The following is a 9978-nucleotide window of genomic DNA, read 5'->3' as shown; positions in this document are numbered from 1 at the left end:
CGGGGGAGCGGCGGCGGCGCGGATCGGGCGCGTCGAGTGGGTGACGGGCCGCACGTGGGTGATACGGGCGGGCTGAGCCCCCGAGGCCCGGCCGCCGGGGCCCTCTCCCTCCCGGCGGCCTATCCTGTGGGCCAGCCGGGCGGGGCACGACCGCCGGGACGAACCCGAAGGACATCACCCGTCATGACCCGAAGTGCCGGTGACGGCGCGCCGCCCCAAGGCCCTCCCAAGGACCTTCCCAAGGGTCGCAGCCGACGCAACTTCGCGGGGGCGCGGCCGGTGATGGACGACGTGGCGCGCCTGGCCGGTGTCTCCAAGCAGACCGTCTCCCGCGTACTGAACGACAACCCGTCCGTCCGCCCCGAGACCCGCGAGGCGGTCCGGACGGCCATGCGTACGCTCGGCTACCGCCCGAGCCGCAGCGCCCGTTCCCTGGCCAGCGGCAGAACGCGCATGCTGGGCGTGATCTCCTTCGACGCGGCGCGGTTCGGTCCCGCCTCGATTCTGACCGCGATCAACACGGCGGCCCAGGAAGCCGGTTACCTGGTGAGTTCCATCGCGCTGGACACGGCGGACCGGGCCACCGTCGTACGGGCCGTGGACACGCTGTCGGCCGAGGGCGCGGACGGTGTGATCGCCATCGCCCCGCAGCGCTGGGTGGGCAGGGCGCTGGCGGAGGCCCAACTGGACACCCCGCTCATGGTGTTGGAGAACGACCTGGGCAAGGACGCGTCCTTCGTCACGGCCGACAACCGGGCGGGCGCGCGCAAGGCCACGGAACACCTGCTGGCGCTGGGCCACGCGACGGTCTGGCACATCGCGGGCCCCACGGGCTGGCTGTCGGCGGACAGAAGGGTCGAGGCCTGGCGGGCCACGCTGGAGGCGGCCGGGGCCGAGATCCCCGAACCCCTCATCGGCGACTGGAGCGCCGACTCGGGTTACGAACTCGGCCGCCAACTGGCTGCCCGGCCCGACGTCACCGCGATCTTCGCCTCCAACGACCAGATGGCGCTGGGCCTGCTGCGGGCCCTGTACGAGGCGGGGCGCCGCGTTCCCGACGACGTCAGCGTCGTCGGCTACGACGACATCCCCGAGGCCGCGCACCTGCTGCCCCCGCTGACCACGGTCCGCACCGACTTCCCCGAGATCGGCACCCGTTCGCTGCACCTGCTCCTGTCCCAGCTGGACGGCCCGCCCGAGCCGGCCGTCGGCCGCGTAGTACCGGTCGAACTGATCGTCCGGAGGAGTACGGGACCGGCCCCGGGCCGTTGACCTGTACTCGGGCACGGCCGGGCCATCGGTCCGTCTTCTCCGTACGCAGGTCATGGAGAAGAAAAATCTGTGCCGATCAGGTGAGTGGTCGGGCACCTCGGCGGGATACAAAGGACACATGCCGGAGCACGAGACCCCCACCGGGGCCATGGACGATGTCGACGCGGTGACCCATGCGGTGATGACCGCCTCCCGCCTTCTCGTCGCGGTTTCGGCGCGTTCGCTCGCCGAGGTCGAGGAACGCGTGACGCTGCCGCAGTTCCGGATGCTGGTGGTGCTCGCCACGCGCGGCGCCACGAAACTGGTCACGCTCGCCGATCTGCTCCAGGTTGCGCCCTCCACCGCCATGCGCATGATCGACCGGCTCATCGCTGCCGGGCTGGCCGACCGCCGGACCAACCCCACCAACCGCCGCGAGACCCTGCTGCAGCTCACGGAGGAGGGGCGGCACACGGTCGCGAACGTGACCGCCCGCCGGCGCGCCGAGATCTCCGCGATCGTCGAACGGCTCACCCCGAAACAGCGCGAGGCACTGGTCGACGCGCTGACGGCGTTCAACGAGGCGGGCGGCGAGCCGCTGGCCCCGGCGCTGGACGACGCCGAGCCGTACCCCTTGGGCTGGGTGGACGTGCCGGCGACGCGCGACGCCTGAGCCTTCCCTCTGGGGCGCTCGGGGTCACCCGGCGCTGGGGCTGGGAGCCGGCGTCGGGGAACTCGTGTTCACGTCCAGCCCCGGAGGCTCGTTGAGGGCGAGGACGGGCGAGCCCGGCTGCGGCGCAGGCGGCGTCGTATCGTCCTTGGGGAGCTTCGGCGGGGTGGTCTGCTGGAAGTTGACCTGGTCGTAGTTGACGAGGCCGGTCTTCTCCAACACGGTGATGTGGTCGAGGACGGTGTCGTTGGCCAGGTCGGCCAGCTGCCGGACCATGCTGTTCTGGGTACTGGCCCGGATCTTGGCGATGGTCGGGAAGATCTGCCCGTGCGTCACCCGCATGATGTTCACAGCGGTCGTGTCGAACTGCTTGCCGGTACTCCCGTCCACGGTCGCCACGAACTGCTGCTGTTGCGGGCTGGCCTGGTTGGGCAGGGTGATGCCCAGCTCGGGAGCGATGTTCCGGCACATCTTGTCGAGCCCGGAGTGCCCCGCGACCAGATGCTCCCCGGCCTCCTTCATCTCCGGGGTCGTCCCCCGCTCCATGGCCATCAGCCCCAACGGGTGCTCCCACAGCCCCGCCGCCCGGACCTTGATGACGAAGTCCCGGTCCGCCTCCGTCAACGGCCCGTACCGCGTGTTGGCGATGATCCGTTCCTGGTTGGTCACCGTCTTCTCGATCCCGACGAGGGCCGGGTAGGCCAGCGCGGTGAGCGTCACGGCCAGCCCACCGATCACGAATACGGTTCCTGCCGTGCGTTGCGTTACGCGCATGGGTGCCTCCTGGGTGAACGGCCTGGTCCCCAGGAGGTACGGATGAGAAGCACAATGCAATCATTGCTCAGGGTAAATTTTGCACTCTGTCGAACCGGAGGGTCTCGGGTTCGCATTCTTCACACCACCGGCGCAGATGGGTCATACCCCTCAGTACGCCCCTAGGGTGGCCGAGCGTGGGGACGACCCACACCATCTCTGCTCGGGGGAGGGTGCCATGTCACGCCTGCGCCACACCAAGTGGTCGATTCTGTTGGTCATGGCGTTGGTCGCCGCGATCCAACTGGGCTCGATGCCCGCGGCTTCCAGTCACGATGAGCATGGCGGTGAAGGCCGAGTGGTCGGACCGCGCACAAAGATGGACGGGCTGACCGGACGAGAGGTCATGGGCGAGGGCTGGTATCGGACGTTCACCCTGCCTGCGACAGAGAATCCGTGGTTCGGCAAGGGCGAACGATGCGTGGAACTCGGACGGACCGGAAAGGTCCTCCTGGTCATCGGCAACGGACCCCCGCAGAACTGCACGGTGAAACAAGGGACGGCGGTGTTCGTCCTCGGACTCATGACTGTCTGCGACGACGTCGAGGAGCCCCCGTACTACGCGGTGGGCGAAGCCGCCCAACGCAAGTGCGCCTGGACCGCACTCCGGACCGAGGTCGAGTCGGTGCGGCTCACTGTCGATGGCGGCAAGTCTGTCGATCTTCAAAAGCGACGCTTCGGAACATGCGCACCGCAGCGGGCGGTTCAGCTGCGGCCGGACAACTTCCTGGGTGTACCTGCACAGCCCGCGACCTTCACCGCTTGCGGGTGGGTTGCATGGCTGACAGACCTCGCACCAGGCCGGCACGTCCTCCGCTCGGAAGCGACCTTCACCGACGGATCCGAGCCGCACATATGGGCTCCCGTCATCAACGTGGTCCGGAAGAACCACCACTGAGGATCTTCGGCCAAAGACCGTGGCCGAGTCCGTCGTACTCCGCGATCCGCGACCTGTCAGTAACCCATGGCACGATCGCGAACATGACATCGATCGACGAACCGCTCCTGCTGGAGACGGCCGCCAAACACGGCGTTCCGGCTCCCGTCGCACAGGAGTTGATGGCCCGGACCCGGCCGTGCCTCTACCTGGTGCCGCACGACGAAGTGCCTGTGTCCCGGCGGGAGAACGCCCGCCCCGCCGCACGGACGGGCGGGCTTCCCGCACTGCCGGACGGGACGGACTGGCCCGAACCGCGAAACCCGCTCGTGCTGAGTATCGCCTGCGCGGCCCTGCCTCACGACGCCCTGGACATCGAACTGCCCGCCGACGGCCACCTGTTGCTCTTCACCGAGATCGAGTACCCGCCGGAGTCGTCCGTGGTGCTCCACATCCCTGCCGGAGCACGCACCACGGAGGGCTCGGCGACGTATGAACTCAACGGTGAGACCGAGCAGGTCAGGGTCTACGAACCACGCACCCTGTATCCGGTGCTCGGCCTGACCCTCGACGGTGACGAGGAAGGGGGCCCGCAGACCCGCGCGTTCCTGGACGAGGACGGAGCCGAGGAGGCGCTGGACGGTTTCGAGGAAGCCGTCCTCGACATGGCCTTCGGCGGACAACGCCCCGGCGTCTGCGTACAGCTCGGCGGGTTCTCCGACTCGTGGGACATGGCACCGGACGTGGACGGGCTCGTGCTCTTCGCGCAGATGGCCGGGCAGGCGATCGACTACAACGTATGCACCATGAACCTGATCGTGGGCACACAGGAGGACATCGCCGCCCGACGGTACGCCGACCTCCAGTACGACCAGCAGTGCTGAGCCGGGCCCGCGTCGGCCCGGACGGCCTCGCGCGGGTGCCGGGATCACTCCTGGACGGAGGCCATGCCCATCGGCGCGTAGCGGTCTCCGGCCGCGGCTCCGACCGGAATCGCGGCGCTCAGCCCGGCGATGGTCGCGTCGTCGAGGGCGATGCCGGCGGCGGCGACGTCCTGTTCGAGCCACGTACGCCGCTTCGTTCCGGGAACAGCCGTGACTCCGTCCCGCGCGAGCACCCAGGCGAGGGCGAGTTGACCGCTCGTCACGCCGAGGCTGTCCGCCGTCGCGATGATCCGGTCGAGCAGTGGCAGGTTCCGCTCCAGGTTCGCGTAGGCGAAACGCGGCGAGGTGCGACGGAAGTCGTGGGCCGGCAGGTCGCACACCGATCGCACGGCTCCGGTGAGAGAGCCGTGGCCGAGCGGCGCGTACGCGACGGGGTCGGCCGCCTGGACCTCTACTGCCAACTCTTCCTCGAACCGGATCAGAGCCAGTCCCTCCTCATCTTCACGGCCACCCCTGGCACGGAAAGCCACGAAAAAACTCACGCTGCTCACTGTGCTGGGGTGGGGGCGGATCACCGCACGAACTGGCAGACGCCATGGAACAGTGAGGCACCCACCTAGTGGGCTCTGCGCAACTCCGCCCGTACCCGCTCGACCATCCGCTAAACTGCCCATATTCGGCTCGCGGAGAGTCGAAGGGCGGCAATGTATCGACAGGCCCGGCACCTGCGGACGCTGCAGATGGGTGTGGTGCACCCAACTCCGCATGGTTTTTGTTGGGTTCACGAGGTATGTGACCGAGAGCGTCAGCCGGGTGGCATCGAGGTATCAGCATGCCTGAAAGTGTGAAGAAGGCAATTGCCCGAACCCGAGTGGAATTCACTGGTGAGCCCCAAGAGGGAGCGTTCGCAGGGGTTCCACGGGATGGGTCACTCGGACTTGACACCTGCTTGAGTGAACAACGCACCCTTCGTGCTCTGTTGGCACTCGGCCTTTTCAACCGATTGGGACTCGGGGATGCGCGTCCGCCTGCTCGGTGGGGGTTGCACACGCTCGTGGCTTACGACATCACTGCGTCGCCTCGCTACAACGGGCTCGTCCTCATTACGGACGTTCCGCACAATGTGGCACCGTACCTCCTACCCAGCCGCGACGGAGGAAGCTCACTACCGGGGCTCCGACTTGAAGAGTTCCGGGGCCGGCGCACCTACATTGCACGTCATCTGCCCACGGGCGCCCAATTGGTCGTAACAGGAAACCCGTCCGGCACCTGGGGCGCTTCGCGGCGTCCTTCCCCGCGTTGGGACTTCTACTCAGTTGACAAGCCCCTGACCGCAACGGAGCAGACACAGCTAGACGAAGTACCCGGCATGGGCGCAGACGCTGAGCGCTTGCTGGCCGGTCTCGCGACCAGAATCGCGACTCAGGACCCTCAGGGCAGGTGGGCGATCGGCAACTGGTTCTCCGACCCCCTACGACGTCCTGGCTGGCTCAACGACGGGAGCGAAGAACGCTATGGGAAGCAGATGTGGGGCTCGGCGGACCGATGGACGTTTCGATGGAATGGCTTTCCCTACGTCGAAGACGTCGCAACATCACTGACAGCTCCCCAGGTTGGTATCCCCGGCGCCACAATGCAGGATGTTGGCGACCGAGTCGAGGTGCGGTTGGGGGTAGCCACGCTCAGCTTGCATGGACGTCGAGCATCGCTCAAGCGGACGCCGGGACAGCCCTCATGAACTGGGACAACGTGACGCTGGTGATCCTCGCTGCTTTTGGCTGCGTCATGCTGCTACTGACGCAGATCACCGAGGTGCTGTCCAGGCTGCCTGAGATCATCCGAGCCTGGCGTGAGGTGCGGCGCGCTCTTCAAGCGCGGCCAGACGATCTCCCTGAAGTCCAGGGCTCGCGAGAGACTAGCGATTCAGCCTCTGTCTCTGGTGAGGGAAGCGCCCGGAGGGCCGTCACTGTGCCTGACAGACCGGTCAGAGGGCAGTGCCCAAGAGCCCGGTGTCAGGCGGAACGCAGGCGGCTCCGCTAACTCTGCCGTGCGCCGAGACGCAGGGATCAAGACCTCCACTTGGGAAGCTAAGGTGATCGGGCGCCAGTTGCCTTACTGACCTACGGCGGAGCGGCGTCGGCGCCTGGCGACCGGTCGCCTGATTTCCCGCTGTTCCCCTTGGTTCCCCGCACGGTCTGGCACGCACCCGGCACGTGAACCTTCGGTCGGTTTCGGCCCCGCGGTCGTAGGCCAGGCGCTTAGAAGGCGCACTTGGTTCACCCGCACGCGGATGATGCTGGTCTGGGCGGAGGGATAGAAGGCGCGGCGGAGGCGTCGGCTGTATCGCTTGGGGCGGTGAATATTGCCGGTGCGGTGTCCCGAGTCGCGTGGAACGGGCACGAGGCCGGCGGCGGAGGCGAGGTGGCCCGCGCCTGCGTAGGTGCTCAGGTCACCGGCTGCGACGATGAACTCGGCTCCCAGGATGGGGCCATGCCCGGCAGGGACTCGATGATGTGGGCTTGAGGGTGGGTGCGGGACGGCAAGCTTGCGGCTACGCAGACGTACCGGCGGCGTCGAGCGGTTGTGTAGATCAAGAACTCGCGCGCCTCTCCAGGAGCAAGTTCCACGTTGCTGATCCCGGTGCGGAAGTTGAACTCTCGATCTTGGGTGCTGACGCCCGGAGCATCGTGAATCGTCACTCCCGTAGCCACGGCTCCACCAACGTTGCGCAGACGCAGATGGTGTCCCGCCGAGTGGTGTAGCCGATCAAGGCTCCGGAATCCGCAGGTCGGGGACGGTGCCTCAGTCCGGTCGGGTGTTCAACTCACCTCAGCAGGGCGCCTCGTGGACTGCTGCGTCTGCGGAGATCGTCAGGAGCCTCGTACCGGAACGCGTAATGCTTGATCCCCTACACCACGACGCGGGACACGACCCAGACGCAAGCGACTGCCGCCTCCAGTGCGCTCGACTCGCAACTCCACCTGTGGCTCTGCCGCCCTTTGCCGCTCTTCAGCTTCCTGCCTCTGAAGAGCGAGTGAGTCCTCCGCCGCGCTCGCTGACCGCTCGGCAGCATCCGACGAACGTCGTGCCTCCCGTGCAGACGCCTGCGATGCCTCAGCTGACTGCTCCGAGGCCCGAGCAGAACGGACGCCGAGCCGGTAACTGATGACCACCGAAACGATCGATACCGCCACAGCTGCGCATCCAGGCAGGTCGCTCATTTCCATGGCTGGGGACGATACCGACGCGATTGGCGGACGCAGGCCTGAGACTGAGCGCCTCCACGAGCAGTTGCGCTCATTCCGGTGGCATCACAACCAACCATCGACGTGGTGCATTGTGTGGAGAGGACGCGCAGCGCACGCCTCAGTAAACGTCCGGTGACCTGCCTTCGAGGCCCCGCAAGATCAAGACGCTATTACAACGTGATCACTGTCATGGAGCGGCATTCGGCGGCATCCGCCTGCACATACGCCAAGACCCCGTCCCCAGCTAAAGCGCTGATGGCGGGGTCTTTGGGCACCTCATACAGGGTGCCCCCGGCAGGATTCGAACCTGCGCACACGGCTCCGGAGGCCGTTGCTCTATCCCCTGAGCTACGGGGGCGTGTCGGGCGCTGTGTTTGCGGCGACGGGTAGAACCCTACCAGCTCTTTCGGGGTCGTCATGAACGGGTTTTGGGGGTTGGTGAGGGGGTGTCGGGAGGCGTTCCGGTCTTGGGCGGCGGGTGGGTTCGGGATCGCTCCCGCGGGGTGGAAGTGGGGAAAAGCCGGACGCGGCCCCACGTGCCGACCTACTCTCGAGTTGTGCCAGGCGCGTCGGGTCGGGTGCTTGTTGTGGACGACAACAAGGTCATCCGGCAACTGATCAGGGTCAATCTCGAGCTGGAGGGTCTCGAGGTCGTGACCGCGGCCGACGGTGTCGAGTGTCTGGACGTCATCCACCAGGTCCGCCCCGATGTGGTCACCCTCGACGTGGTCATGCCCCGGCTCGACGGATTGCGTACCGCCGCCCGGCTCCGCGCCGACCCGCGGACCCGTAACCTCCCCCTCGCCATCGTCAGCGCCTGCAACCAGTACGAGGTCGAGAACGGTCTTGACGTCGGCGTCGACGCCTTCCTCGCCAAGCCCTTCGAGCCCGCCGAACTCGTCCGACTCGTACGCCAGTTGCTCGAGCGGCGTGAGACTCCGGCCACCAGCGCCTCCTTCGAAGGCGCCGACAGCATCTACGGCTCCGGCGAGACCGAGCGCGCCGGCCGCACCAGCAGCTAGTCGGGTCGATACAACCACCGACCACTGCCCGAGACCGGTACCCCCACCCACCCGCGGGCGCCCGACCGCCGCAGAGGGCGTGGCGACGTGTCCGCCCGCAGCGGCCGGCGCGTCCTCGCCGGGCTCCCCGCGATGCAATCCCACTTCATCGCGCCAGACCGAGGACGGACATGTCGCCGGACGGATAGGTCGCCACGTCCCCGACCCCACCACGGCGACCCGGCGACCGGTCGACCCGGCACAGCAACCCCCATCGGCCCGCACCAGCCCGACACCTGAACAAGCCCCGGCCCCCACCCCACCGTCCACATCCCGGACCCTCCCCCAAACCAGTTCGCCTACCCACCCCCCTCCTCCCCTACGCTTGTCCCGTGACCCCCGTCGAGCTCTCCCGTACCGTCCTGCGTGCAGTGCGTCGCGCGGTGGACGTGGGCGAGCTTGTCGCGCCGGTGCCGGAGAGTGTCCAGGTCGCGCCCCCGGGGCCCGGCGGCCGCGGGGACTACGCCACGAACGTCGCCCTGCAGCTGGCCCGCCCCGCCGGCCGCCGGCCGCAGGAGGTCGCCGAGATCCTGCGGTCGCACCTCGCGGACGCGGAAGGCGTGACCGGTGTCGACATCACCGGGCCCGGCTTTCTCAACATCACCCTCGACGGGAGCGGAGAGCAGGCCCTCGTCGCCGAGATTCTGAGGTGCGGCGCGCGGTACGGGGTCGTCGACGAGCCCACCGGGCAACTCGTACAGCTCCACCATCCCCGCGAAGTACGCGCCGCCGTCACCGCTCAGGCCCTCGCCCGGATCCTTCGCTCCCAGGGCGCCCTCGTCCGTACGTCCTGCGAGGCCGAGCCCGACCCGGCCTGGGCAGCCGTCCTCGGTGTCAGCGTCGACGCCCACGGCACCCCCGCCGAGCCGGCGCCCCTCAAGGTCAACGTCCGGCCCGTACCGGCCGGCCAGGACCCCATCCCGCTCGGCCGCGACGCCGCCCGCTGGGCGCTGTTGCACCCCGCGTCGCACGACCACCCCCGCATCACCGCGGACCACCTCGTCCAGCGGGAGACCAACCCGCTCTTCAGGGTCCGGTACGCCCACGCCCGCACCCGGGCCCTCAGCCGCAACGCCGCCGCCCTCGGCTTCACCAGCGCCCCCGGCGTCCCCGGCGACGTACAGGGCAACGCGACACACCTCGTCGACGCCCTTGCCGCCTACCCGCACGCCCT

At 68.2% G+C, this 9978-nt stretch carries 8 protein-coding genes, 1 tRNA gene and 1 pseudogene; 6 read left to right on the top strand and 4 right to left on the bottom strand.

Annotated features, from left to right (window positions below; translation table 11 throughout):
* Positions 1–183 precede the first annotated feature (183 nt).
* Both O3Q52_RS40870 and O3Q52_RS40865 read left to right on the top strand, forming a co-directional pair.
* Positions 184–1272, top strand: a complete 1089-nt coding sequence (locus tag O3Q52_RS40870; RefSeq protein ID WP_269653621.1) for a LacI family DNA-binding transcriptional regulator — start codon at positions 184–186, stop codon at positions 1270–1272.
* A 118-nt stretch (positions 1273–1390) separates the two neighbouring features.
* Positions 1391–1924, top strand: coding sequence for a MarR family winged helix-turn-helix transcriptional regulator (locus O3Q52_RS40865; RefSeq protein ID WP_269653620.1), 534 nt, complete (start codon positions 1391–1393; stop codon positions 1922–1924).
* 24 nt (positions 1925–1948) lie between these two features.
* Here O3Q52_RS40865 and O3Q52_RS40860 read toward each other — a convergent pair whose 3' ends face one another.
* Positions 1949–2695, bottom strand: coding sequence for a DUF4142 domain-containing protein (locus tag O3Q52_RS40860; protein ID WP_269653619.1), 747 nt, complete (start codon positions 2693–2695; stop codon positions 1949–1951).
* Between the two features lie 217 nt (positions 2696–2912).
* Here O3Q52_RS40860 and O3Q52_RS40855 point away from each other — a divergent pair, with 217 nt between their 5' ends.
* Together O3Q52_RS40855 and O3Q52_RS40850 are read left to right on the top strand one after the other, a co-directional pair.
* A complete protein-coding gene (locus O3Q52_RS40855) occupies positions 2913–3632 on the top strand; it encodes a hypothetical protein (protein WP_269653618.1) in 720 nt (239 codons plus the stop codon).
* Positions 3633–3715: 83 nt separating this feature from the next.
* Positions 3716–4495, top strand: a complete 780-nt coding sequence (locus O3Q52_RS40850) for a DUF1963 domain-containing protein (protein WP_269653617.1) — start codon at positions 3716–3718, stop codon at positions 4493–4495.
* Positions 4496–4539: 44 nt separating this feature from the next.
* Here the strand turns inward: O3Q52_RS40850 and O3Q52_RS40845 are convergent, their stop codons facing one another.
* The 3 genes and pseudogenes from O3Q52_RS40845 to O3Q52_RS40835 form a co-directional block, all read right to left on the bottom strand.
* Positions 4540–5037 carry an aldo/keto reductase gene (locus O3Q52_RS40845; protein WP_269653616.1) on the bottom strand — a complete coding sequence of 166 codons (498 nt, stop codon included), beginning with the start codon at positions 5035–5037 and terminating at the stop codon, positions 4540–4542.
* A gap of 1750 nt (positions 5038–6787) precedes the next feature.
* Positions 6788–7029 (bottom strand): annotated as a pseudogene (locus tag O3Q52_RS40840) (transposase); the annotation flags it as partial.
* A 1000-nt stretch (positions 7030–8029) separates the two neighbouring features.
* Positions 8030–8101 (bottom strand) — tRNA-Arg (locus O3Q52_RS40835).
* Between the two features lie 145 nt (positions 8102–8246).
* Between O3Q52_RS40835 and O3Q52_RS40830 the strand changes: the two genes are divergently transcribed.
* Positions 8247–8765, top strand: coding sequence for a response regulator (locus O3Q52_RS40830; protein ID WP_269653615.1), 519 nt, complete (start codon positions 8247–8249; stop codon positions 8763–8765).
* A 371-nt stretch (positions 8766–9136) separates the two neighbouring features.
* A partial coding sequence (nrtL, locus tag O3Q52_RS40825) for an ArgS-related anticodon-binding protein NrtL (RefSeq protein ID WP_369124182.1) occupies positions 9137–9978 on the top strand: 842 nt, incomplete at its 3' end.

Origin of the sequence: Streptomyces sp. ActVer (assembly GCF_027270795.1) — a bacterium.
Lineage (GTDB): Bacteria > Actinomycetota > Actinomycetes > Streptomycetales > Streptomycetaceae > Streptomyces > Streptomyces umbrinus_A.
The sequence above is the reverse complement of the archived record's forward strand: the minus strand, read 5'-3'. Positions and strand labels throughout refer to the sequence as shown.